Below are 21,848 nucleotides of genomic sequence, written 5' to 3'. Positions count from 1 at the left end.
TATCTTTATTTCGCGTAGCGTTATCTTTATCCGTTCCCGCCCCTCCCGCGGCATTAAAAAAGATCCGTCCCGGCCGGGGCGGATCTTCGCTCAGTTATTCTTCCCCGTTCCCATTGTCTCCCTTGATAAAGGACACACTGTCTTTGACGGTGGACTTGATCTTGTACCAGAGCCATTCGAAGGCCTGGTTGATCTCTTCGACCTGACCGGTGACGACGGCGGTGGAAGCCATGTATTTCGAGCCGTTGATCACCATGACGTTCCCTTCGACCTCGCCCTCGATGTGGAGCTCGCCGTTCTTGACGACAAGGTCCCCTTTCACCGTCTGGCCTTCGGGGACGGTGACTTTATTGCCTTCGACGACGAGGTTCGGCTGCCTGGAGACGGCGAACTGATCTTCTGTATGGAAATTGGAAAGCAGGGCCACGCCTGCCAGCAGAACGAACATAGCGACGGCGGCGAGCATCGGATGCCGGCCAAACCAGCGGCGGACACCCGCCCCCTGGCGCTCTTTCGGCAAGGCCGCCATGATGCTGCTCGACAGGCCTTCGGGTGCGGCGACCGGCGCCGCACTTTTGAGAAACGCGACGGAACGGCTGAGCCCGTCCATGTGCTGCTGGCACTCGGGGCACTTCTCCAAATGGTCCTTTAAAATCTGCTCATCCCGGCGGGTGATTTCCCCATCCAGATAATCATGCATATAACGGACGATTTCTTCCGGACACGGTTTCATCCCTGGTCCCTCCTACAAAGTCTTCATTTGTTTCCTAAGGGCTTCGCGGCCCCTATGTATGCGAGTCTTCACCGTTCCGAGCGGCAGCTCAAGGATTTCGCTGATCTCCTGCAGCGGCAGTTCCTCGATGTACCGGAGGACGATCGCCGAACGGTATTTGTCCGGAAGCCGCCCGATTTCATACTGGACGCGGTCCTGGAGTTCCATCCGTTCGACTTCCTCTTCCGGAAGCGGCGAATCATGCGCAATGCTTGAATAGTGGTCAAGCCCCTCCGTTCCCGGAACCGGGGCATCCAAAAAGGCATCGGGCTTTTTCTTCCGGATTCGGTCGATGCAGAGGTTCGTCGCAATCCGGTACAGCCAAGTAGAGAATTTCCGCTTTTGATCAAATGTATGCAGGTTGATATAAGCCCGGATAAACGCTTCCTGGGTGATGTCTTCCGCTTCATGCCTGTTGCCGAGCATCCGGTAGCATACCTGATAAAGCCGATTTTGATAAAGGGAGACGATTTCTTCGAATGCAGATTGGTCCCCCTTCAGGACTTGCTTGATCCGTTTTTTTATAAGGTCTTCCATTTTCCGTCTTCCCTCCGCTCCATGCGGCTAACTCATATACGCACGACCATGCAGGATGGTTTCATTTTTTTCTTCATTCCATTGTAGCAAAGGAAAATCTAAAAATCCTGCAAATTTTAAAAGCCGGCCCCGAAGAACGGAACCGGCCGAAAATGCCTTTAAATCAATGTTTCGCCGAACAGCGAGCCCATGAGGCCGACTGCGACGTCTGCTGTTTTATTGTGCTCGTCGAGGATCGGGTTCACTTCGACGAACTCCGCGGACGTGATCTTGCCGGAGGAATGCAGCATTTCCATCGCCAGGTGGCTTTCCCGGTAGCTGATGCCGCCCTGCACCGGCGTGCCGACGCCCGGCGTGTAAAGCGGGTCGAGTCCGTCAAGGTCGAGGGACAGGTGGACGCCGTCGACATTGCGGGACTCCAGGTAGCGGATCGCATCCTCCATGACCGCCTTCATGCCGTCACGGTCGATTTCGTGCATCGTGTACACTTTGATGCCTTTTTCTCGGACGAGTTCGCGCTCGCCCGGGTCGACGGAGCGGGCACCGATGACGACGATGTTCTCCGGCTTCACTTTCGGGCCGTTGCCGATCGAGGTCAGATCTTCGTGGCCGAGCCCCATCGCGACCGCAAGCGGCATGCCGTGGATGTTGCCCGACGGCGACGTTTCCGCGGTGTTCAGGTCGGTGTGCGCGTCATACCAGATGACCCCGAGGTTCGAGTAATGTTCGCACAGCCCGGCAAGCGTGCCGATCGCGATGCTGTGGTCGCCGCCGAGCACGAGCGGGAACCGGCCTTCCTTGACCGTCTCCGAAACTTCTGCGGCCAGTTTTTTGTTTCCGCCGGTCACGGCCGGAAGGTTTTTCAGGTTCGTGCCGGATTGGTCGCGCGGCAGATCCTTGTCGAGCGGGATATCCCCTTCGTCGCGAATTTCCTGTACAAGTTCCTGCAGCCGTTCTTCAACACCCGCATAGCGGATTGCGCTCGGTCCCATATCTACACCTCGGCGGCTCTGGCCGAAATCCGCCGGAACCCCGATGATTGAAATCTGTTTGTCCTTCATAATCCCATTCCCCTTTCGCTGTTTACCTCTCCATTATGGAACGGAAAGCGGGAATGGCTCAACCGGACAAGTTTTGTAATATTTATTCATCACCAAAGAAATAAAAGCTGTGCGGACGGCATCCGGGAGAATCGTTCGACTCACGGCCGGAATCATTCGACTCGGAGCCTGAATCATTCGACTCAAACCCATAATCGTTCGACTCAGGCCCGGAATCATTCGACTCGCCGTTTTGGCCGGCTGTTCCCGCCGCCCCGTCGGATCAACTCCTCCAGATGCTTCTTCACGGCCGGCCATTCGCGGTCGATGATGGAATACAGATGGACGTCGCGCGGTTTTCCGGTGGAGCGGATGCGCTCGTTGCGGAGAACACCTTCGAGCTTGGCGCCAAGACGGGCGATCGCCTGTTTGGAGCGGATATTTTCAGAGTCGGTCTTGAACTGCACGCGGATCATGCCGAGCTCCTCGAAGCAGTGGCGGAGCAGCAGGTATTTCGCGGTCGTGTTGACATGCGTGCGCTGGTACGCCTCCCCGTAGAACGTCGAGCCGATCTCGCACAGCCTGTTGAACGGATCGATGCCGAAAATCCGTGTGGTGCCCATCATTTCCCCCGTCTGGCCGTCCGTCACCGCGAAGGCCAGGCAGCTGTCCCCCGTCTCCATGGCGAGGACTCCGGATTCAAGCCAGCTGTCGAACTTCTCCTTCGTCTCCACCTTGTTGAGCATGAAAAAGAAGACATCGGGGGAATACAATCCCCACAGTGCTTCATAGTCCGTCCGCACGAGCGGACGGAGCCTGACGCCGTTTAGTTCCAGAACCGTCATGTCCCCACCTCCTGTTCGGATTCTTCATTTATTATAGCGGAACGGGGCCCGGCCCTGCACCGGACAGGCGCCCCCTTCTTTTATCACCATCCGGACGGTGCTTTTTTCCAGCTGTTGAAAAGATATATTTTTATGAAATCGGGTAAAGACATACGATGCAGGGGCTGCGGAACTGGAGGAGGTTGTCCATGTTTGGCCTGAAGGACCTGATTTCGCTCATCATTTCGGCATTCATCATTTTGCCGGTCGTCATTTTCATGCGGGAACTCGGCTATCTGCTGGTGAGCTGGCTGTTCGGGGTGAAGAAGCCGCGGATCACGATCGGTTCGGGGCCGCGGGTGTTCAAGTACGGGATGCTGGATGTCCGCCGTTATTACCATTTATACAGCTGGTATTCCTATGATGAACTGGAGCATAAAAACAAATGGATTTACATCGCCATCTATTCAGGACCGATCCTGATCAATGCGGTCACCGGCCTGACGATCAATGCGATGCTTGCAAACGGCCTGCTGGAGGAGTTCAAGACGTTCTGGAACCGGTTCATCTTTTATCAGTTCTATTATGTGCTGTTCGACATTGTGCCGATGAAGACGGTGAACGGGATGCCGAACAACGGAATGCTCATCTATGAGATGCTCCGGTACGGGAAACGGACGGATTACAACGATGAACCGTTCATCCCTTCAACGTCGGAGGTCGAGGAGGAGTACAAAGAGCAGATGGAAGAGATCGAGGAGAAGAAGGAAGAAATCCGTGATGTCGGCGAGGAGGACAAGAAGCGCGAACGGGAGAAGGAGCGGGAAGATGAGGACGGGAAGCAACTCGGAGACCACCGTGAGGAGGATGATCCGGAGAGACCGGAAAACCCTTCGCCGGACGACCGCGATCCCGAGGAAGGGCGGGAAGATGAAAAGGACCGCCAAAACCGGAAAACCGGCAGCATGGAAGACTAATGCCGGACAAAGCAAAAACGCCTTCCCGGGAATGGGAAGGCGTTTTGTGATGAGCCATGCAGGGCTCGAACCTGCGACCCTCTGATTAAAAGTCAGATGCTCTACCAACTGAGCTAATGGCTCAACAAAATAAAAAAATGGCTGGGGTAGCTGGATTCGAACCAACGAATGACGGAGTCAAAGTCCGTTGCCTTACCGCTTGGCTATACCCCAACATATGAAAATGGCGATGAGCGGCGCATCTCTGCGTCAGCTGCATTCACTCTTTCGGTCACGTACGTTTTGTACGCTCCCTCTTTCGTTCATTTGCTTCCTTGACCTGCTTGCTCCTCACCATTTTCATGGCTGGATTGCTTTCATAGTTATGCCCTGTTTCACCGGGAATAAACATCAATGGTGGAGGGGGGCAGATTCGAACTGCCGAACCCGAAGGAGCGGATTTACAGTCCGCCGCGTTTAGCCACTTCGCTACCCCTCCGAAAAAATATGACCCCTACGGGATTCGAACCCGTGTTACCGCCGTGAAAGGGCGGTGTCTTAACCGCTTGACCAAGGGGCCATCGCGTCCTCAAGAGGACAACGTTTATATTAGCAAAGAAAAACAGGCCATGCAAGCCATTTTTTGAAGTCTGAATATTTTTTGTTGGCGGTTGCATGGTATGTGAAAACACAGCCGATTTCCGCGCGCTTCCGGCTGCTTTATTTCACCGCAGGCGGGCCGAATTTGCCGGACCGGTAGTCTTGGAATGCCTGCATGATTTCTTCTTCCGTGTTCATGACGAACGGGCCGCGGGCGACGACGGTTTCCCGCAGCGGCACGCCGGAATAGATGATCAGCCGGGTTCTGCCGGTTGCACGCAGTTTCAATTCGCTCGGCCGGGATTGTTCGCCGTCTTCGCGGAAAGTGAGCGTCGCGGCGTCCGTCTTGGCAAGCACGGTGCCCGCCTCCCCCGCCTCCAGTTCACCCGCCAGCACATAAAGGAACGCATTGTGGTTCTCCGGCAGGACATGCGTATACTCCGCGCCTTCCCGAAGAGAAATTTCCGCCATCGTGATCGGAACGAGGCTGTCCATCGGCCCCTTCACGCCCGCAATGTCGCCGGAATAGACCCGGACCGTGCCGCCGTCGACAGACACGGAGGGCGCGTCTTCCAGGCGGACATTCTGATAGAACGACTCGGATCCTTTCAGCTTCTCCGGCAAGTTCAGCCAAAGCTGGAGCGTGTGGATCAGGTCGTCGCCGTATGCTTCTTCCGCATGGCGCGCGCCCGATCCCGCGTTCATATACTGCACGTCCCCTGCGTCAAGCACCGAATGGCCGCCCGCATTGTCGATATGCTCCAGCCGGCCGTCGATGACGTAGGTGATTGTCTGGAATCCGCGGTGCGGGTGGTCCGAAAACGTCCCCCGCTTGAACCAGTCGTCCGCCATGAGGATGAACGGATCAAACGCTTCCTCCCGACCCGGCGGCAGCACCCAGCCCTGCTGCGCGTGCGGCAATCCCGGATTTTGATAGCGGACCCGCCAATGGTCATTCACTTCACGCTGAAAGTTTTTCATCTTCATCCCTCCCTGTTCGTATGTCCAGTTTACTTCTGATCGATGATAGAATGGAGAGAACTGCTCACGAAAGGGGATCTGCAAATGAATCCCGATTTATACGAGGCGGCCCTGGCATGGATCAGCGGACTGTTCAGAGAAGACGCCACTGGCCACGACGTCCACCATACGCTGCGCGTGTACCGGACGGCGATGCGCCTTGCGGAGGAGGAAGACGCCGACCGGGAGCTCACGGGGCTTGCGGCGATGCTCCACGATGCGGATGACCCTAAGCTCTTCGGCACGGGCGAAGGCCTGCCGAATGCCCGGTCATTCATGGCGGAGCACGGCATTCCGGCCGAAACGGCGGAACTTGTCTGCACGATCATCGGCGAGGTCTCGTTCAGCAAAAACGGCAGCCGGCGCCCGTCCACGTTGGAAGGCAAAGTGGTACAGGACGCCGACCGGCTCGACGCGATCGGCGCTGTCGGCATCGCCCGCACATTCGCGTTCGGCGGCAGCCGCGGACAGGCGATCCATGATCCTGCGGCGGAGACCGGGACTTCGGTCGCCCACTTCCATGAAAAGCTGCTGAAGCTGTGGGATTTGATGAACACCGACGGGGCGAAGCGGATTGCGGAAGGCCGGCACCGGTTTATGGAAGAGTTTTTGGATGAGTTTATGAGAGAGTGGGATGGAAGTGAATGAGCTGCTACGGACAACCGGGAGAAAATCCGGAATGTCATAAAATAGCTTTCAACCTATGAAAAACACGCGGCTGCCCTTGGGGCCGGCGCGTGTTTTCATCAGTCAAGCCAGTTGTTCCAGACGTTCGCTGCGCAACCGCCAAGTTTTTGGCGACTCGGCGCGTCAACCCGTCCTCAGCAATCCCTGCTCATTCAGGCAGTCCATCAGTTTTTCAATGGCCTCCTCACCCGCATGGACCCATTTGTTTTTGTTCTCGATGTGGCCGTCGCGGTCGATCGGCTCCTGGAATTGACTGAAACCGGTTGCGTCGAGCAGCGAGCCCCCGTCCCGGTCCAGGCCGACATGGACGACATGCTTGATCACGTACGGGGTGCCAAACCGGATGCCTGCATTGAAGTGGTCAAGCTGGCCATCCATGACGGCGAACGGCAGGCGGAGATAGATCGTTTCGCCGCCTTCCTGGTACAAGATGCGATCAAAGCAGCCTTGGTCATAATCCCAGCTACCGCCCATATGATAGCCGAGACCGCGAACGCATTCGCTTGCATTGCCGAACGAGGCCATTCGTCCTTCCAGTTCCGTTTGAAGCTTGAGCATGCCTTCTCCTCCTCCTTGGTCTACTGCCTAAAGGGTTCTCAAAAAGAGGAGACGGCATACACGGAAGAAGATCCGGCTACACGTCGAATGCGATAAAACCGCCTTCATCATCGAAATCCTTCACCTGCACGACCCGGTCGGTGAACGTTTCCACCGTCTCCCGATTCGTGCCGATCAAGAGAGAAAGCACCTGGAACGCCTTTTCTTTTTTCTCCCGTCTGAAGCGCTCGAGGAACGAATCGGTGAGCCGGTCTTCCCCGTCGGTCACGAACAGGAGGTCCGCCTTTTTTAACCGGCTGTCGCCGATCGCGTCCAGCGCTTCCCCGAGCGCCAGTTCAAAGTCGGTGCCGCCCCTCAGGTAGGTCTCCGCCAGCCGGATGATCTCTGAGGCACCGATTTCCCCGCGCTCATACTTGAAGACCTGAATCTTGGTCGAAAACAAAACAAAGCAGAAGTCCCGCTTCTGTTTTTTCGCGATCGACATGAGGGCGAGCGCGAACCCTTTCGACTGCGCATCTAGGCCGCTCATGCTGTCCGACTGATCCAGGCAAAGGACGACGGGCCCCTTGTTCAGCTGTTCGGGCCCTTTCTGCTCGAACTGCATCGTTTCCCCTTCCGAGAAACGCCGCAGGAAATCCGTTTTCGTCAGCGGATGCGTGTACAGGCTGAATTCGCTCGGCAGAAGATTTTCAATGTCGGTGCCGATCGTCACGCCTTCTTTGGATTCGGAGCGGCGCTGCTTCGCTTTTTGCTTTTGCACGGCCGCTTCCTTGAACCTCCCCGCCCAGTCCGCGATTTCCTTCATCCGGCGGTCGGTCGCAATTTTTTCGGCCAATAATATCTTGTCCCGCAGCGGCACTTTTTTCAGCTCGGCATCCGCCTTGCCGGCGTCCAGTCCGCCAAGCATCGATTTCACGCCGTCTTCCGCCTGCCGGGCCTCTTCGTGTGCCCGGCCCATCTCTTCCTTGAAGCTGTCGAGATTTTCCCGGAGGGTCTCCTCCAGCTTACCGGACAGTTCGCTCTCCGCTTCGGAGGCGTCGGCGTCGTCGCTTTCCCGGCTTTGCTCCTCCTGAGCCCGGGCCGCCATCTGTTCCATGAGCCCGCGGAGGCCTTCGTTTCTCTCGGACTTCCGGATCAGCCATTCGTGTGCTTTTTTTCCGGTCATGATCGTCCCGGCGGCAGATGCCCAGTCATTCAAACGGGTGGATTTCCGGTGCTCCTCAAAACCCGGATCTTCCATGATGACGTCCATGATCATCCGATTGACTTCAAGCGACTCCGCCACTTCCTCCAGAACTTCCGGTTTCATCTTATAAAAAGAAGCCCACATGTCGCCGAGCAACGGCTCGAACATGGGCATGGCTGCTCCGTCTCTGAGCTGTTGGAGCTCCGGTGACAGTTCCATCATTTCGTTGAAACGCCTTTTGTCGAATCGGTCCGTGTTCAGGACCGACAGATTTTCCTCCATCTGCATCCGCCTCACCGCCTTTACATCCGGTAGAAGATCCCGGAAGGACCCGTTGTTGAATCGTCGTCGTACATCGAGTTTTGCGCCATTTCCTGCTGCATCGCATTCACCCGGTGAAGCAGCGCCTCGACTTCGGATTTCCGGTCCGTATCGACGGTGTTCATTTTCTTCAGATCGGCCTCCAGTGATTTCAGCTTCTGGGACGCCTCCAGACCAAATTCTTCCGAGCGGTCCTGCTTCACCTGTTCGTACACCTCTTGTGCTTCCGTGCGGATTGAATCCAGCCTGCGGACCGTTTCGTCACGCGCATGCTTTCGCACGATGGCGGAAACCGCGTCTTTTTGTTCAGGGGTCTCCCAAAGTGAATTTTCCAGGATGATGAGATCGTCTTCGATGACAGTTTCCCTTTTTTGCAGGAGCGCCCTTGCCTGCAGGAGGCTCAGCGATTGCTTGAACCGGCGGTCGGACGGCCGGATCCCTTCATCCTGAAGGTCTTTCCGGATCTTGGAGATCGCCGTGTACACGTCTTCCCGGATGTCGATGCGGTCCGTCAATTCCTGAAGGCCCGCCAGGTCCTCCATCGTCATGACCGGCGGCTGTTCAGCATCACCTTCATTTTTCATCATGGAAATGAAATTCGAATCATCCTCGATATAATCCACTTCAAACCGGAGAAGGAAACGGTCGAACAGCGCTTCAAGCCCCTCCCCTTCCTCCGGATATTCATTGGACGCACCGATGACCGACATGAGCGGCACTTCCACCGGCGAACCGTCATTGTAGAAAAGGCGCTCGTTCAGGATCGTCAGCAAACTGTTGAGGATGGCGCTGTTGGCCTTGAAAATCTCATCCAAAAAGGCAAGATCCGCTTCCGGCATCTTCGTTTTCGTGTTCCGCTTGTACACCCCATGTTCCAAGTCTTTCAAAGACAGAGGACCGAACAGTTCTTCCGGCGTGCTGAACCTCGTGAGCAGCCACTGAAAGTACTTGGCGCCATCGACCATTTTCGATAGCTCGACGACCAGCGCGGATTTTGCCGTGCCGGCCGGTCCGATCATCAGAATATGCTGCCGGGCCAGAACGGCGATGAGGATCGCTTCGATCTCAGCTTCCCGCTCAAAAAACCGGCTGTTCAGCGCATGGATGACCTCATCCAGTTTTGATAGGTTATTTTCCATATGTCATGCTCCCGTCACTCATTCATGATGTCCATTAAGCGTTTCCACCTTTCTCATTCCCTAATCTGAAAACCGGTAAGCACATTGCAGAACAAAAAAGAAAACGTCCGCCCCCGAGGGACAGACGTTTTCGTATAAGCTTCCAGCCGGGCTCGAACCGGCGACCTCATCCTTACCATGGATGCACTCTGCCAACTGAGCTATGGAAGCAAACCATATTGTAAAAATGGCTCCGCAGGTAAGACTCGAACTTACGACCGATCGGTTAACAGCCGATTGCTCTACCACTGAGCTACTGCGGAATAGTGAAAGTGTTTTCTTTCGACAAAACCCATTATACAATATGCTTCCTGCCCAGGCAAGCACCTTTTTGGCAAGTTCATTGTGCGCATGTCCCGTGGCTTTTATTCATACGATTTAAAAGCCGGTGCCGGCAATCCGTCTGGGGAGGGCGCCTTTTTGAAGAAGTTCATGCTGTTGTCGGTGTTTGCGCTGTTCACGGCCTGGGTGCTCGTCCAGTCCGCGGGCGGCAAGGGGCCGCTCGTGCCCGTGTTCCGCATCACGGCGGAGCCGGACGTACTGGTGAAGGGCAGCCAGGGAGCCGCGCTCACGGTCGATGTGTCGTTCGGGGATTCGGAAATCCGCGAATGGGTCGCAGGCCTTTCCGAGCCGTATCCGCTTTTGTTCGTGGATCCCGACTGGCTCGGGCGGTCGCCGGATATCGTGGAGCTGATCGTCGAGAAGAATATTCCGGTCGGGTTGCTCGGGGCGGAAGGCGAACGCTATGAAAAGGATCCGAAGCTGCTTGATGAGGGGATCCGGTCGTTCGAGTCACACTTCGGACGCAAGCCGCTTTACTTCCGGACGGCGGACGAACAGTTTCCCGATGAGCTGAAAAAGCGGCTGTTTGAACAGGAAATCAATGCGCTTGGCTCAACCCGGCGCTGGGAAGGCGGCAAGATCCCGAAAGAGAAGTCCGGGGAGATCCTGTCCGTCCCCCATCACCGGGAGCACCGGATTTCGGCCGAGGAGATCGGGCGGCTGCAGGCTTCCCGCAAGTTCATGACAATCGAGGATGTGCTGTTCGGGATGGAGGTCCGCCAAAAGTCAATTCCGTGAAGCCGTAAAAAGAAAAAAACGCACAGCCCGGATCGATCAGTGGGCCGTGCGTTTTTTCGTTTTGCCTTTGGCGGCGGGTTCACCTTGTCCGCGTGCTTCGCGGCGGGCCTGGCGTTTTTTCAGGTCTTCTTCGGATTTGGCGTTGTATTTCGGCAGCATGAGGAGCTGGTACATGTTGACGGCGAGCAGCGGGAACAATAGGATTGTGACCCACTGGTCGATGTTGCCGCTCCGCACCATGAGTGCCGGCAGCCATTCGAGCGTCGTGATGACGATCATGAAGAAAAGCGCTGAGATGAGAATGTGTTTTTTGCCGGTCATTTTGACTTTCAGCCATGCCGTGAGCGCCGGTACGGCGAGCAGGAAGAAGAGCAGGACCATGTAAAGCATGGTGCGTCCGGTGTCCGCCTTCGTCAGGTCAAAGCGGAAAAAGACGAGGTCGAACAAAACGACCGCGATGAGCAGTGTCTGGACCCAGTTCCAGAGCGTGAGCGAGCGGAACATGTTCACGCCGAACTGGTGGACGGTCAAATAGGCAAAGAAGCCCATCTGCGCGACGACGCTCATCGTGAATCCGAGGAACACCATCCAGAGGAACGCAGCGATGAATTCACCGATTTCACCGTTTTGGATGAACGGATAAAATGTATCATTCCAGCGCACGAGCAGGCCGACGAATCCGGTGATGCCGCCGCCGATCAAAAGCGCATTCAGGAAAAATTTAAACCAGTTTCGTATTGTCACGATCAGAAGCCTCCGTTTTTCATTTCCATCCATTAGTGTACCAACGATGGCGCAAAAAATCTATTTCACCGGCGCCCGAACGAATAAACCCGGCGGAAATGTGAACAATAATTGAAACGACGGCAGGAAAGGAAATGATGCGCGTGAAGCGGCTCCTACCCGCCGGGCTCGTGCTCCTCGTCCTGTCGGGGTGCGCCGCAGGCCCGGCAACCCCTTCGTACGAAGAAACGAAAAAAATGATGACCGACGCACTCCAGACGGAAGACGGCAAAAAGGCGATGCGCCAGCTTCTGGCCGATCCGCAGTTCCGGGAGCTGCTGGTGCTTGAGCAGCAGGACGTGAAAACGTCGGTGGAAGAAACCCTCCTTTCCGACAAGGGCAAGGAATTTTGGAAGGAGCAATTCGACGATCCGAAGTTCAAGGAGAAACTCGCCAAGAGCATGAAGGAACAACAGGAAGAAGTCATGAAGCAGCTCATGGGCGATCCGTCGTTCCAGAAACAGATGGAGGAGTTCTTCGGCCAGGCGGAGATGCAGAAAAACCTCGGCAACGCGATGAAGTCATCGGACATGCGGGAAGAAATCAAGAAAATCGTCGAAGAAACGATCGACTCCCCGCTCCTCGTGCCGAAGTGGCAGGAGATGGTGAAGAAAGCGGGCGAGGGCGGAAGCGGCGGCGGGAAAAAAGATGAGAAGAGCGGCGGGGGCGAAGGTGAAGGCGGCGGGGACAAGAAGGATGAAAAAGACAAAGGTGCGGGCGGCGGGTCCTGAGCCGCCGTAAAAGACGGTTCCGGAACTGCGTGCGAGCATCGCGGTTCCGGGATCGTCTTTTTCTTGGAGGGACTGGGGCGAGTGGCTCGAGTTTGGCCTTGAGTGGCGCGAGTTTGGCTCCGAGTGGCGCGAGTTCAGCCGCGAGTGGCGCGAGTTGGCCCGCGAGTGGCGCGAGTTGATTCCGAATAGAGTCCAGTTCTTAATAAACTTCACTGCCCACCAATAAAAACGCCGCATCCCGACTACCCGGGATGCGGCGTTCGTTCATTTTATGATTGTTGGCGCGGGTCGAATGGGCTGACCGGGCCTTCGTTGGCGGCCGGCTTGTCCGCGCTTTCCTTTTCGATGACCTTCCGGGCGATGTCGTCGTAGAGCTTGCCTGTCGGATGGCTTTCGAGGTAGACGGACGGAGCGAAGTCTTCTTCGTTCCAGTCCGGCTGGCCGAGCGGGATTTGGCCGAGCAGTTCAGTGCGGAGCTCATCGGCGAGTTTCGGGCCGCCGCCTTCGCCGAAGACGTATTCGCGCTCGCCGGTTTTCTTCGACTCGAACCAGGACATGTTCTCGATCACGCCGAGGATTTCGTGGTCGGTCTTGATCGCCATGGCGCCTGCGCGGGCGGCGACAAATGCGGCCGTCGGGTGCGGGGTCGTGACGATGATCTCGCGCGAGTGCGGGAGCATTTGGTGGACGTCGAGCGCCACGTCGCCCGTGCCCGGAGGCAGGTCGAGCAGCAGATAATCGAGGTCGCCCCACTCCACGTCGCGGAAGAACTGGTCAAGCACCTTGCCGAGCATCGGACCTCGCCAGACAACCGGTGCGTTCTGGTCGACGAAGAAGCCCATCGAGATGACCTTCACGCCGAAGCGCTCAACCGGGATGATGCTGTTGCCGCGCACGACGGGGTTCTGCTGGATGCCCATCATGTCAGGCACCGAGAACCCGTAAATGTCGGCATCGATCAGGCCGACTTTCTTGCCGAGCCGGGCGAGCGCAACGGCGAGGTTGACGGAAATGGTCGATTTGCCGACGCCGCCCTTCCCGGATGCGATTGAGATGAACTCGACTTTATTGAGCGGCGAGAGCAAATCCTGCGTCTCGGCAGGTGTTGCGGTACCGCGGAATTCTTCCAGCTTTTCCGCCGGCAGTTCTTCGAATCGGATGCCGACCGTGTTCGCGCCGGCTTTCTTCAGCACGTCGACGACTTTCATCTGAAGCTGCATCTGCTCGGCGTTGTTGATCTTCGCGATGGCGAGCTTGACGCTCACATGCGCTTTTTCTTCCTTGATCGAGACCTCGGTGATGCCGCCGGTCTCGGCCAGCGTGCGGTGGAGGAACGGGTCCTGAAGCTGCCCCACCAGCTCGCGTACTTGCTGTTCATTGATCAATTCAGACACTCCCAATCCGGTCAATTCTCCCTACAGTATACCATAGGGAACGGCCGGTTTCGCCCACTCCGCTCAGCGGCGCCGCACGAAGAAAAACCCATCGCGCAGGCGACGGGCTGATCATTGCAGCTCTTCATCCATGTAGGCCGAAACCCCGTCCGCGATCGCCGCGGCGACTTTCTTCTGATACGCTTTGTCCGTCAGCAGCGCCTTCTCCTCAGGGTTGGAAATGAAGCCAGTTTCGATGAGGACGGCCGGCGTCGGGACTTTCTTCAGCAAATACACTTGCCGCACCGCGAGCGCCTCCCGGTCCGTCTCGATCGTCTCGGTGAACGAAGCCTGGACGGCCTTGGCGAGCCGCTCGCTGTCCGGGTGGCCCTCCGCATGGTAGAACACCTGGGCACCGCGCCATTTCTCCTCCGGGACTGCATTCACATGCACGCTCAGGAACATGTCCGGCTTCTCATCGAGCGCAATCTCCTCGCGCAGCTTCAAATCCGCCATCTTCCTGGCACGGATGCTCGGGAAATTCTCCCCCGGATTCCGCTCCGCAAGTGCGTCGCCTTCCTTCGTGCGCGTCATGATGACCGTCGCGCCTTTTTTCTTCAACTCTTTCTCGAGATTCTGCGCAATTGCCAGGTTGATCGAACTCTCGACCACCTCGCCCGACGCCGCGCCGCCGTCCGGTCCGCCGTGCCCCGGATCGATGACGACCTTCACCCCGCCGAGCGGCTCAGGCAAGAAGAAATCGCGGTCCGACGCAAACGTCTCGTACGCCAGCACCGCGGCGGAAGCCACCAGCACGAAGGCCAGCACCCACACCCGCCTTCTAAAAGTTCGCCATACGCTCAACTCTTCCGTCACCGCCTTTTTCCCCACTATACGCCGGAAAGTGGACGACTATGAACGACCCGGCAAGGCGAACGCGGCACGAAAGCGCGTCAGATCGGATGATTTGGGACTCAATCAAGCCCCATCGGACACACCGGCCGGTCAAACTCCGCCTATTTATGGGTTCAAACACATAGGCCGGGCATATGATGTACCCAAGTCTAAGTGAAGGGATTGAAAGACATGTATGTTCAGCCCTGGGCATACCACCAGGCTCTTTATCCGGTCTGTTATACGCAGACCCCGTATTGCCGCGCCAGTCCTCCCCAATGCACCTGCGCCTTCCCTCCCGCATCCCATCCGGGAAGCCAGGGAAAGACCGACGTGTCATTGACCGATCATGGGCCTGAACCGTTCACGATTGATATCAACCGGGCATCCCGGCTAAACCGGAATTACCGCACCACCCTGTGGACCGGGCCCCATTTGCAGGTAACCTTAATGTCCATCAACCCCGGTGAAGATATCGGACTGGAAATACACCCCGTGGTCGATCAGTTTTTGCGCATTGAAAAAGGCACCGGTGTTGTTCAAATGGGCAAAAAGAAGGACCAACTGGACTTTGTCAAAACGGTCCATGACGACTCCGCCATCATGGTTCCTGCGGGCACCTGGCACAATGTGGTCAACACAGGCAACACCCCCATGAAGCTTTACTCGATATACGCTCCGCCCAATCACCCGTTCAATACGGTGGATCCGTCAAAAGCGGATGCTGCGGCAAGAATGCGGCAAAGCGGACATGAAGCGGGAAAAGAAGTGAGGATTGGCGGCAAGACTCCCGATGAGTGGATACGATACACGGAGTTTTTAGTGAATGAAGGCTTGGAGGACGTGAAAAGAGGAATCAATTCGACCCACATCCTCCAGGAATTTATTCTCATGGGGGTTCTGGTGGGGAAAGGCTATTCTCCCGAAAAAGCCTACGAGACTGTGGAACAATGGGAAAAAACCGGTGTCTCCCAACTGCTTCAGCAAAGCAAGAAAATGTGAAACCAATTGAAAAAGCTCCCGGAAACACAGTGGAAACTGAGTTGCCGGAAGCTCTTTTTATTCAATGAAAGAGACGTCGCCCATCTCCGTTTCACGGCCCGGAACGACTTGAAATTCATTTCCGCCTGCCCCGGAGCCGGGGATTGTTCGAACAACCTTAAGCGATCGTCTCGCCCTGCCAGTCGAGCATGCCGCCGGTCATGTTGACGACGTCATAGCCCTGGCCTTCCAGGAATTCGGCGGCCATCGTGCTGCGGCCGCCGGAGCGGCAAATGAGAACATACTCTGTGTCGCGGTCCAGCTCGCCGAAGCGTTCAGGCAATTCCATGAGCGGAATGTGCACGGCACCCGAGATCATGCCGGCCGCCACTTCCTCAGGTTCCCGGACGTCGATCATGGCGACCTGTTCACCTGCAGCGAGCCGGAGTTCAAGTTCCTTCGTCGAAATCTCTTTCATCATCGTCCCTCCCGTGGGAATCGTCGCTTGCCTGGTTGCTTCCATTATAAAATCCGGAGGGCATTCCGGCAACACGGAAGCACGGAACTCAGTACATCTTCATGTAGTGTTCGCGCTCCCACGGATGGACGGTGACGCGGTACTGCTCCCATTCCATCCGCTTTGCGTCCATGTAGTTGCGGTAAATATGCTCGCCGAGGCCTGACTTCACGATTTCATCTGACTCCAGTGCGCTGAGCGCATGGTCAAGATCGGTCGGCAGTGTGCCGATGCCGGCTTCCGCCAATTCTTCCGGCGTCATTTCGTACAGGTTGCGGTCCACCGGCGCCGGGACGTCCAGGTCGTTCCGGATGCCGTCGAGGCCGGCCTTCAGGATGACCGCCATCGCGAGGTACGGGTTAGCGGAAGGGTCAACCGAGCGGACTTCAATCCGCGTGCTCAGTCCGCGCGATGCCGGAATCCGCACGAGCGGGCTCCGGTTCTGCGCGCTCCACGCGATGTAGCTCGGGGCCTCATAGCCGGGTACGAGCCGCTTGTAGGAATTGACCGTCGGGTTCGTCACGGCCGTGAAGTTGCGCACGTGGCTGAGCACGCCCGCCATGAACTTGTACGCCGTGTTGCTGAGCTTCAGCTCGCCCGATTCGTCGAAGAACGCATTCACACTGTCACGGAACAAGGAAATGTTGCAGTGCATGCCGGACCCTGCGACGCCGAACAGCGGCTTTGGCATGAACGTCGCGTGCAGGCCGTGCTTGCGTGCAATCGTCTTGACGACGAGTTTGAACGTCTGGATGTTGTCGCACGCGGTGAGCGCATCGGCATATTTGAAGTCGATCTCATGCTGACCCGGAGCGACTTCGTGGTGGGACGCCTCGATCTCAAAGCCCATCTCTTCGAGTTCCAGCACGATGTCGCGGCGGCAGTTTTCGCCGAGGTCGGTCGGCGCCAGGTCGAAATAGCCGCCGTTATCGTTCGTCTCAAGCGTCGGCTGCATGTTCTCATCAAGCTTGAACAGGAAGAATTCCGGCTCCGGCCCGAGGTTGAAATGAGTGAAGCCCATCTCTTCCATCTCGGCGAGCACCCGCTTCAGGTTGCCGCGCGGATCCCCTTCAAACGGCGTGCCGTCGGACCGGTGGACATCACAGATGAACCGCGCGACCTTTCCCTTTCCGGTCGTCCACGGGAACACCATCCACGTGTCAAGATCCGGGATCAGGTACATATCGGATTCCTCAATCCGCACAAATCCCTCGATCGAGGACCCATCGAACATCATCTTATTGTCGAGCGCCTTGTCGAGCTGGCTGACCGGGATCTCCACGTTCTTGATCGTTCCCAGCACGTCCGTGAACTGGAGGCGGATGAAATTCACATTCTCTTCCTCGACAAATCTCCAAATATCATCACGCGTCAACTTCCCCATCATGCCACTCTCCCTTTTCCAAATTAAGACGGCGCCCGGCCATCACATTTTTCTATCATACGGGGTGCCGGGGGGCCAGGCAAGCAGTTTTTCAGGATTTTTATTGAAGAAATGAAATTTCCTCCTCCTACATTTCGGCAAAACAAAAACCCTCCCCCACAATTGGGAGAAGGATGAAATTGGAAGCGCTTCATTTTGCTCTTTTCCGTCCGACGGCTGAAAAAGAGAGGGATAATAGGATAGCACGGAACCGGCCGACCCCGCAAACTATTTCAGGGAAGAAAAGCCGCGGTTCCCCGTCGGGACGGCCCGCTCCGCCGGTCACTTGACGGAAGCAGCCGGCTCCGACTCCAGCTCCAGCAGCCGGCGCTTCATGTCCAGTCCGCCGCGGAAGCCGGTGAGCTTGCCGTTCTTGCCGATGACGCGGTGACAAGGGATGTGGATGAGGACGGGATTCGCCCCGATGGCAGCAGCGACGGCGCGTACTGCATCCGGACGCCCGATGGCTGACGCGATATCCGAGTAAGTGACCGTCTCTCCGCACGGGATGCGTTGCAGCGCCTGCCAAACTTCCCGCTGAAACACGGTTCCGCCGAGCGCAATCGGCCGGTCGAATGCCGTCCGGTTGCCGTCAAGATATTCAATGAGTTCGGCAACATACGGCGCGAGCGCTTCCCGGTCCTCTTCCAGCCGGCTCCCCGGCATCCGCTTTACGGCCCACCGCTCCACTTCTTCCAAATTTCCGTCCTGCGAACCGATATAGCAGAGCCCCTCCGATACTGCCGCCACGAGAAACCGCCATTCCCCGTGTTGCAGCCATGCCCAGTGGATCGTCCGTTCCTCCATTTCCATCCTCCCCTTCCCGGTCGGTGATGCTTGCTTAACATTCATTATACCACGCGGCTACGGTGACCCGAATGTCGGGATAGAAGCCGCACTGGGGTGAATGTCGGGATAGAGGCCCCGAATGTCGGGATTCGCCCCTCGAATGTCGGGATAGGAGCCGTCCCGGGGTGAATGTCGGGTTAGAGGCCCCGAATGTCGGGATTCGTCCCCCGAATGTCGGGATTCATCCTGCGAATGTCGGGATAGGAGCCGCACTGGGGTGAATGTCGGGATAGAGGCCCCGAAGGTCGGGATACGCTCCCCGATTGTCGGGATTCACCCTGCGAATGTCGGGATAGGAGCCGTCCCAGGGTGAATGTCGGGATAGAGGCGCTGAATGTCGGGATACGGCCCTCGAATGTCGGGATACACCCTGCGAATGTCGGGATAGGAGCCGTCCCGGGGTGAATGTCGGGATAGAGGCGCCGAATGTCGGGATACACTCCCCGAATGTCGGGATTCACCCTGTGAATGTCGCAGCACATGAGAAAGAGCCAACACGATGAGTGTTGGCTCTTTCTGTACTTGATTGGCGGTCCTGCCGGAAGTTGCGGCTTTTCTTATTTGCCTGCCTGTTCCATGTACGCCTGGAAGTCGGCGATGGACGGGTTCGTGTTATAGTGGCCGCCTTCGACCTGGATTGTCTGGCCGGTGATGAATTTGGATTCGTCGGAGGCGAGGAACAGCACCGTATAGCCGATGTCGTCCGCCTCGCCGTGGTAAGGCAACGCGTTGTATTTGGCAAAAATGTCGAGCACCTCATCGGGCATGTTGTTTTTCGCGGCCGGTGTGAGGATGAGGCCCGGTGCGACCGAATTGCAGCGGATGTTATCTTTGCCGTACTGGGTGGCGATATAGCGGGTCAGGTTGACGATGCCCGCCTTGGATGCACCATAAGCGGAGCGGGTCGAGTCGCCCGCGAAGCCGGCCATCGAAGCGGTGTTGATGATCGAGCCGCCGCCCGCTTTGATCATGTGCGGGATGGCGAATCGGCTGCCGAGCAAGACGCTTTTCAGGTTGACGTTCATGAGCCGGTCCCACTCGTCGAGGTCCATGTTGACGACATCCAGGTCTTTCTTGAGGTTCGTCAGGCCGACGTTGTTGTAGAGCACATCGATTTTCCCGTATTCATTTACCGTGAAATCGATGGCATCCCGGATCGACTGCTCATCGCCGGCATCGAGGAAGATGCCTTTCGCTTCTCCGCCCGCTTCGGTGATTTTCCGTGCTTCTTCTTTTGCGCCGGCATCATTGAAGTCGGCGATGACGACTTTTGCGCCTTCCTTTGCCATCAAGGTTGCTGCCGACAGGCCGATGCCCGAGGCGCCTCCGGTCACCAATGCCACTTTGTCTTGTACGCGTCCTGTCATGGAGGATCGCTCCCTTCGTTATTCGTCGCCGGACGTGAGGGCGTCCAGCAGTTTTTGGTTGATTGAGATGTATTGTTCGATTTCTTCTTTTGACAGTGCACGGAACATGCGGACACGGAGATCCGTGCCTGTCCGGTGTGCCGCCTCAAGCACTTCCATGCCCTTTGCGGTGATGGCGAGCAGCACATGGCGCCGGTCCTGTTCGTTCGTCCGGCGTTCCACGAGCTCTTCCCGCACAAGCTTGCCCGCGATGTTCGTGATGGCCGCTGCCGTGTAACCGAGCTTGGCGGCGAGCGCCGATTGCGGTTGCGGACCCTGCTCCGCCAGTTCCGACAAGACCAGCACCGGCGAGACGCCGATGTTGCGGTCAAATGCCTTTGTCCACCGGATGAGCATTTCATTCGTGACCGCTTCCGCCGAATGGATCAGCTCGAACAGATCCGTTTCTTCCATGTCCACCCCTCCGTTTGCCGACTGCTGTCTTTCCGGGTTTGCCGGAGATCAGCGCAGCATCGTCGCTCCGCCGTCGACCATGATTGTCTGGCCGGTGATGTAGGAGGCGTCGTCGCTTGCGAGGAACACCGCCACGCGGCCGATATCTTCCTCAAGCTCGCCAAGGCGGCGCATCGGAATCCGTTCCAGCATCTCGTCGTATGCTTTCGGTTCGTGTTCTTTCCACTGGCGGATGCCCGGCGAGTTCGCGATCGGCGAAATGAGGTTGACGTTGATGCCGTCTTTGCCCCACTCGTTCGCCGCTACGCGTGTTGTGCCGCGGATCGCTTCTTTTGCGGCTGCGTAGGCGACCTGGTTCACCTGGCCGTTGATGCCGGCACCGGATGCAAAGTTGATGATCGTACCTTTCGTCTCTTTCAAGTGAGGATAGGCCGCCTGCATGAGATAGAACGTCGGATAGAAGCCCGTTCCGAAGCTGAGGTCCAGGTCTTTCTGGGTCGTTTCGATGAACGGCTTCTGTGTGGAAGCGTGGGCATTGTTCACGAGCACGTCCAGCTTGCCGAATTTCGCGACGGCCTGTTCGATGAGGCCTCCGAGATTTTCGTGGTCCATCAGGTTACCCATGATGAAAAACGAATCCGGCGAGTACGACTGCAGTTCCTTCTCCGTCTGTTTCCCGAGGTCCTCGTTGATGTCGACAATCGCGACCTTTGCGCCTTCCTTGACGAAGGCAAGCGCCATCCCGCGGCCGATGCCTCCGCCGGCTCCCGTGATGATCGCTGATTTTCCTTCCAATCGTCCGGCCATGTTGCATTCCTCCTTAACTGATGAGTTTATTTTAGCACCTTATTGTTTAACGTTAAAGTAATTAAACCTGAAAACCCCACTGCATTTTGTGGTTTCCCTATTTGCGGAAAAATACGCCCTTCGCCGTGGCGACGGCGCGGTCTTCTTCGTCGTATACGGTGCAGGCAGCATGGACAAGCGTCCGCCCGTGTTTCACGATTTCCGCTTCGGCCCGGAGACTCCCGCCGGTCGCCCCCCGCAGGAACGAGACGCCGAGGTCGACGGTCACCATTTGCTGGACGCCTTCTTCGTCCGCCGGCACCAGATTCGACATCGCCACGTCGGCGAGCGATGAAATGATGCCCCCGTGGATGACCCCCGAACTGTTGACGTACAGATCCTGCACCGGCAGCGTCACCCGGACCCGGTCGTCCGACAGGCGGTCGTATCGGAATCCGAGAAATGAATCGAATGGCTGGTTGATGAACATGGACGAGCTCCCCCTAGGTCTGTTGGATGATTTGTCCCCATTGTGGCCCTTCAACGGGCGGATGTGCAAGAAACCCATCAAAAAAAGCAGGCACGGACGACCTCACCGGTCCCGCGCCTGCTATTTTGATTCCTCAGCATTCTTCCCCGAGTTTCTGCGAAGCGAAGACCTCGGAGACTTTATCAATCGCCTGCGCAGCATCGGCGCCTTCCGCGGTGACGGTGACTTCCGCGCCGGACGGGATGCCGGCGGCCATGACGGCCATGATCGACTTCAGGTTGGCCGGCTTGTTGCCGTGGACGAGCCGGACGTCCGCATCAAGCTGGTTGACGGCCGAGACGAGCAATGTGGCCGGGCGGGCGTGAAGCCCTTCGGCTGCGGTGATTCTGAATGTCTTTTTCATCATAATGGCTCCTTTGAAAGATCGGGTGGCCTTGTCCAT

Annotated in this window: 24 protein-coding genes and 6 tRNA genes; 5 read left to right on the top strand and 25 right to left on the bottom strand. The window is 57.1% G+C overall.

Annotation, left to right across the window (positions count from 1 at the left end; genetic code table 11):
* Positions 1-94 precede the first annotated feature (94 nt).
* From ACFFIY_RS13210 to ACFFIY_RS13195, 4 genes are all read right to left on the bottom strand, one after another.
* Positions 95-733, bottom strand: coding sequence for a zf-HC2 domain-containing protein (locus ACFFIY_RS13210; protein ID WP_354194586.1), 639 nt, complete (start codon positions 731-733; stop codon positions 95-97).
* Positions 734-745: 12 nt separating this feature from the next.
* Positions 746-1,309: an RNA polymerase sigma factor SigW gene (gene sigW, locus ACFFIY_RS13205; RefSeq protein ID WP_354194584.1), complete on the bottom strand. Its 564-nt coding sequence runs from the start codon at positions 1,307-1,309 to the stop codon at positions 746-748.
* 158 nt (positions 1,310-1,467) lie between these two features.
* Positions 1,468-2,370 (bottom strand): arginase, encoded by a 903-nt coding sequence (rocF, locus tag ACFFIY_RS13200; protein WP_354194582.1) that lies wholly within the window; start codon positions 2,368-2,370, stop codon positions 1,468-1,470.
* A 215-nt stretch (positions 2,371-2,585) separates the two neighbouring features.
* On the bottom strand, positions 2,586-3,194 hold the full coding sequence (locus tag ACFFIY_RS13195) for a GNAT family N-acetyltransferase (RefSeq protein ID WP_354194580.1): 609 nt from the start codon (positions 3,192-3,194) through the stop codon (positions 2,586-2,588).
* Positions 3,195-3,382: 188 nt separating this feature from the next.
* On the opposite strand from ACFFIY_RS13195, the gene ACFFIY_RS13190 reads away from it, so the two are divergent.
* Positions 3,383-4,150 carry a zinc metalloprotease gene (locus ACFFIY_RS13190; RefSeq protein ID WP_354194578.1) on the top strand — a complete coding sequence of 256 codons (768 nt, stop codon included), beginning with the start codon at positions 3,383-3,385 and terminating at the stop codon, positions 4,148-4,150.
* A 50-nt stretch (positions 4,151-4,200) separates the two neighbouring features.
* Here ACFFIY_RS13190 and ACFFIY_RS13185 read toward each other — a convergent pair.
* The 5 genes from ACFFIY_RS13185 to ACFFIY_RS13165 all read right to left on the bottom strand — a co-directional run bounded on the left by ACFFIY_RS13185 (position 4,201) and on the right by ACFFIY_RS13165 (position 5,710).
* A tRNA-Lys gene (locus ACFFIY_RS13185) sits at positions 4,201-4,273 on the bottom strand.
* Between the two features lie 15 nt (positions 4,274-4,288).
* A tRNA-Gln gene (locus tag ACFFIY_RS13180) sits at positions 4,289-4,363 on the bottom strand.
* A gap of 181 nt (positions 4,364-4,544) precedes the next feature.
* A tRNA-Tyr gene (locus tag ACFFIY_RS13175) sits at positions 4,545-4,628 on the bottom strand.
* 9 nt (positions 4,629-4,637) lie between these two features.
* A tRNA-Glu gene (locus ACFFIY_RS13170) sits at positions 4,638-4,709 on the bottom strand.
* A gap of 140 nt (positions 4,710-4,849) precedes the next feature.
* Entirely contained in the window at positions 4,850-5,710 is an 861-nt protein-coding gene (locus ACFFIY_RS13165) for a pirin family protein (RefSeq protein ID WP_354194576.1), read from the bottom strand.
* 84 nt (positions 5,711-5,794) lie between these two features.
* Between ACFFIY_RS13165 and ACFFIY_RS13160 the strand changes: the two genes are divergently transcribed.
* Entirely contained in the window at positions 5,795-6,397 is a 603-nt protein-coding gene (locus ACFFIY_RS13160; RefSeq protein WP_354194574.1) for an HD domain-containing protein, read from the top strand.
* A 162-nt stretch (positions 6,398-6,559) separates the two neighbouring features.
* On the opposite strand, the gene ACFFIY_RS13155 is transcribed toward ACFFIY_RS13160, so the two are convergent.
* The 5 genes from ACFFIY_RS13155 to ACFFIY_RS13135 all read right to left on the bottom strand — a co-directional run bounded on the left by ACFFIY_RS13155 (position 6,560) and on the right by ACFFIY_RS13135 (position 9,942).
* Positions 6,560-6,994: a YugN family protein gene (locus ACFFIY_RS13155; protein ID WP_354194572.1), complete on the bottom strand. Its 435-nt coding sequence runs from the start codon at positions 6,992-6,994 to the stop codon at positions 6,560-6,562.
* 76 nt (positions 6,995-7,070) lie between these two features.
* Positions 7,071-8,468: a VWA domain-containing protein gene (locus ACFFIY_RS13150; RefSeq protein WP_354194570.1), complete on the bottom strand. Its 1,398-nt coding sequence runs from the start codon at positions 8,466-8,468 to the stop codon at positions 7,071-7,073.
* A 14-nt stretch (positions 8,469-8,482) separates the two neighbouring features.
* Entirely contained in the window at positions 8,483-9,640 is a 1,158-nt protein-coding gene (locus ACFFIY_RS13145) for an AAA family ATPase (RefSeq protein ID WP_354194568.1), read from the bottom strand.
* Positions 9,641-9,777: 137 nt separating this feature from the next.
* Positions 9,778-9,850 (bottom strand) — tRNA-Thr (locus ACFFIY_RS13140).
* Between the two features lie 17 nt (positions 9,851-9,867).
* Positions 9,868-9,942: transfer RNA gene (locus ACFFIY_RS13135), tRNA-Asn, on the bottom strand.
* A gap of 157 nt (positions 9,943-10,099) precedes the next feature.
* On the opposite strand from ACFFIY_RS13135, the gene ACFFIY_RS13130 reads away from it, so the two are divergent.
* A complete protein-coding gene (locus ACFFIY_RS13130; RefSeq protein WP_354194566.1) occupies positions 10,100-10,759 on the top strand; it encodes a polysaccharide deacetylase family protein in 660 nt (219 codons plus the stop codon).
* A 36-nt stretch (positions 10,760-10,795) separates the two neighbouring features.
* On the opposite strand, the gene ACFFIY_RS13125 is transcribed toward ACFFIY_RS13130, so the two are convergent.
* Positions 10,796-11,503, bottom strand: coding sequence for a KinB-signaling pathway activation protein (locus ACFFIY_RS13125; protein WP_354194564.1), 708 nt, complete (start codon positions 11,501-11,503; stop codon positions 10,796-10,798).
* Positions 11,504-11,646: 143 nt separating this feature from the next.
* On the opposite strand from ACFFIY_RS13125, the gene gerD reads away from it, so the two are divergent.
* Positions 11,647-12,273 carry a spore germination lipoprotein GerD gene (gene gerD / locus ACFFIY_RS13120; protein WP_376837301.1) on the top strand — a complete coding sequence of 209 codons (627 nt, stop codon included), beginning with the start codon at positions 11,647-11,649 and terminating at the stop codon, positions 12,271-12,273.
* A gap of 269 nt (positions 12,274-12,542) precedes the next feature.
* On the opposite strand, the gene salA is transcribed toward gerD, so the two are convergent.
* Together salA and ACFFIY_RS13110 are read right to left on the bottom strand one after the other, a co-directional pair.
* Positions 12,543-13,658, bottom strand: a complete 1,116-nt coding sequence (gene salA / locus ACFFIY_RS13115; protein WP_354194837.1) for an iron-sulfur carrier protein/transcriptional regulator SalA — start codon at positions 13,656-13,658, stop codon at positions 12,543-12,545.
* A 120-nt stretch (positions 13,659-13,778) separates the two neighbouring features.
* On the bottom strand, positions 13,779-14,510 hold the full coding sequence (locus tag ACFFIY_RS13110; protein WP_354194560.1) for an N-acetylmuramoyl-L-alanine amidase: 732 nt from the start codon (positions 14,508-14,510) through the stop codon (positions 13,779-13,781).
* 222 nt (positions 14,511-14,732) lie between these two features.
* Here ACFFIY_RS13110 and ACFFIY_RS13105 point away from each other — a divergent pair, with 222 nt between their 5' ends.
* Positions 14,733-15,542 (top strand): cupin domain-containing protein, encoded by an 810-nt coding sequence (locus ACFFIY_RS13105; protein ID WP_376837311.1) that lies wholly within the window; start codon positions 14,733-14,735, stop codon positions 15,540-15,542.
* A gap of 157 nt (positions 15,543-15,699) precedes the next feature.
* Here ACFFIY_RS13105 and ACFFIY_RS13100 read toward each other — a convergent pair whose 3' ends face one another.
* From ACFFIY_RS13100 to ACFFIY_RS13065, 8 genes are all read right to left on the bottom strand, one after another.
* Positions 15,700-15,999, bottom strand: coding sequence for a rhodanese-like domain-containing protein (locus tag ACFFIY_RS13100; protein WP_354194558.1), 300 nt, complete (start codon positions 15,997-15,999; stop codon positions 15,700-15,702).
* Positions 16,000-16,087: 88 nt separating this feature from the next.
* Complete coding sequence (gene glnA, locus ACFFIY_RS13095) at positions 16,088-17,422, bottom strand: type I glutamate--ammonia ligase (protein ID WP_354194556.1); 1,335 nt, start codon at positions 17,420-17,422, stop codon at positions 16,088-16,090.
* A gap of 321 nt (positions 17,423-17,743) precedes the next feature.
* Entirely contained in the window at positions 17,744-18,268 is a 525-nt protein-coding gene (locus ACFFIY_RS13090) for a methylated-DNA--[protein]-cysteine S-methyltransferase (protein ID WP_354194554.1), read from the bottom strand.
* 599 nt (positions 18,269-18,867) lie between these two features.
* Positions 18,868-19,677: an SDR family NAD(P)-dependent oxidoreductase gene (locus ACFFIY_RS13085; RefSeq protein ID WP_354194552.1), complete on the bottom strand. Its 810-nt coding sequence runs from the start codon at positions 19,675-19,677 to the stop codon at positions 18,868-18,870.
* Between the two features lie 18 nt (positions 19,678-19,695).
* The gene (locus ACFFIY_RS13080) at positions 19,696-20,130 is read right to left on the bottom strand and encodes a MarR family winged helix-turn-helix transcriptional regulator (protein ID WP_354194550.1); all 435 of its coding nucleotides are present in this window, start codon (positions 20,128-20,130) and stop codon (positions 19,696-19,698) included.
* A 48-nt stretch (positions 20,131-20,178) separates the two neighbouring features.
* The gene (locus tag ACFFIY_RS13075) at positions 20,179-20,937 is read right to left on the bottom strand and encodes an SDR family NAD(P)-dependent oxidoreductase (protein WP_354194548.1); all 759 of its coding nucleotides are present in this window, start codon (positions 20,935-20,937) and stop codon (positions 20,179-20,181) included.
* A 97-nt stretch (positions 20,938-21,034) separates the two neighbouring features.
* Positions 21,035-21,406 (bottom strand): PaaI family thioesterase, encoded by a 372-nt coding sequence (locus ACFFIY_RS13070; RefSeq protein WP_354194546.1) that lies wholly within the window; start codon positions 21,404-21,406, stop codon positions 21,035-21,037.
* A gap of 133 nt (positions 21,407-21,539) precedes the next feature.
* Complete coding sequence (locus ACFFIY_RS13065; protein ID WP_354194544.1) at positions 21,540-21,809, bottom strand: HPr family phosphocarrier protein; 270 nt, start codon at positions 21,807-21,809, stop codon at positions 21,540-21,542.
* Positions 21,810-21,848: the final 39 nt, after the last annotated feature.

The organism is Bhargavaea ullalensis (genome assembly GCF_042432615.1).
GTDB lineage: Bacteria > Bacillota > Bacilli > Bacillales_A > Planococcaceae > Bhargavaea > Bhargavaea ullalensis.
Note: the sequence above shows the minus strand (reverse complement) of the source record. Positions and strands in the feature narration are given on the sequence as shown.

Bases quoted from the DNA above. Each gene is read 5' to 3' on its own strand.
- ACFFIY_RS13085 (WP_354194552.1), bottom strand. From the start codon at position 19,677: ATGACAGGACGCGTACAAGACAAAGTGGCATTGGTGACCGGAGGCGCC.
- ACFFIY_RS13145 (WP_354194568.1), bottom strand. From the start codon at position 9,640: ATGGAAAATAACCTATCAAAACTGGATGAGGTCATCCATGCGCTGAAC.
- sigW (WP_354194584.1), bottom strand. From the start codon at position 1,309: ATGGAAGACCTTATAAAAAAACGGATCAAGCAAGTCCTGAAGGGGGAC.
- ACFFIY_RS13160 (WP_354194574.1), top strand. From the start codon at position 5,795: ATGAATCCCGATTTATACGAGGCGGCCCTGGCATGGATCAGCGGACTG.
- ACFFIY_RS13080 (WP_354194550.1), bottom strand. From the start codon at position 20,130: ATGGAAGAAACGGATCTGTTCGAGCTGATCCATTCGGCGGAAGCGGTC.
- ACFFIY_RS13165 (WP_354194576.1), bottom strand. From the start codon at position 5,710: ATGAAAAACTTTCAGCGTGAAGTGAATGACCATTGGCGGGTCCGCTAT.
- ACFFIY_RS13105 (WP_376837311.1), top strand. From the start codon at position 14,733: ATGTATGTTCAGCCCTGGGCATACCACCAGGCTCTTTATCCGGTCTGT.
- ACFFIY_RS13155 (WP_354194572.1), bottom strand. From the start codon at position 6,994: ATGCTCAAGCTTCAAACGGAACTGGAAGGACGAATGGCCTCGTTCGGC.
- ACFFIY_RS13100 (WP_354194558.1), bottom strand. From the start codon at position 15,999: ATGAAAGAGATTTCGACGAAGGAACTTGAACTCCGGCTCGCTGCAGGT.
- glnA (WP_354194556.1), bottom strand. From the start codon at position 17,422: ATGGGGAAGTTGACGCGTGATGATATTTGGAGATTTGTCGAGGAAGAG.
- ACFFIY_RS13195 (WP_354194580.1), bottom strand. From the start codon at position 3,194: ATGACGGTTCTGGAACTAAACGGCGTCAGGCTCCGTCCGCTCGTGCGG.
- ACFFIY_RS13150 (WP_354194570.1), bottom strand. From the start codon at position 8,468: ATGCAGATGGAGGAAAATCTGTCGGTCCTGAACACGGACCGATTCGAC.
- ACFFIY_RS13210 (WP_354194586.1), bottom strand. From the start codon at position 733: ATGAAACCGTGTCCGGAAGAAATCGTCCGTTATATGCATGATTATCTG.
- rocF (WP_354194582.1), bottom strand. From the start codon at position 2,370: ATGAAGGACAAACAGATTTCAATCATCGGGGTTCCGGCGGATTTCGGC.
- ACFFIY_RS13190 (WP_354194578.1), top strand. From the start codon at position 3,383: ATGTTTGGCCTGAAGGACCTGATTTCGCTCATCATTTCGGCATTCATC.
- ACFFIY_RS13090 (WP_354194554.1), bottom strand. From the start codon at position 18,268: ATGGAGGAACGGACGATCCACTGGGCATGGCTGCAACACGGGGAATGG.
- ACFFIY_RS13075 (WP_354194548.1), bottom strand. From the start codon at position 20,937: ATGGCCGGACGATTGGAAGGAAAATCAGCGATCATCACGGGAGCCGGC.
- ACFFIY_RS13070 (WP_354194546.1), bottom strand. From the start codon at position 21,406: ATGTTCATCAACCAGCCATTCGATTCATTTCTCGGATTCCGATACGAC.
- ACFFIY_RS13065 (WP_354194544.1), bottom strand. From the start codon at position 21,809: ATGAAAAAGACATTCAGAATCACCGCAGCCGAAGGGCTTCACGCCCGC.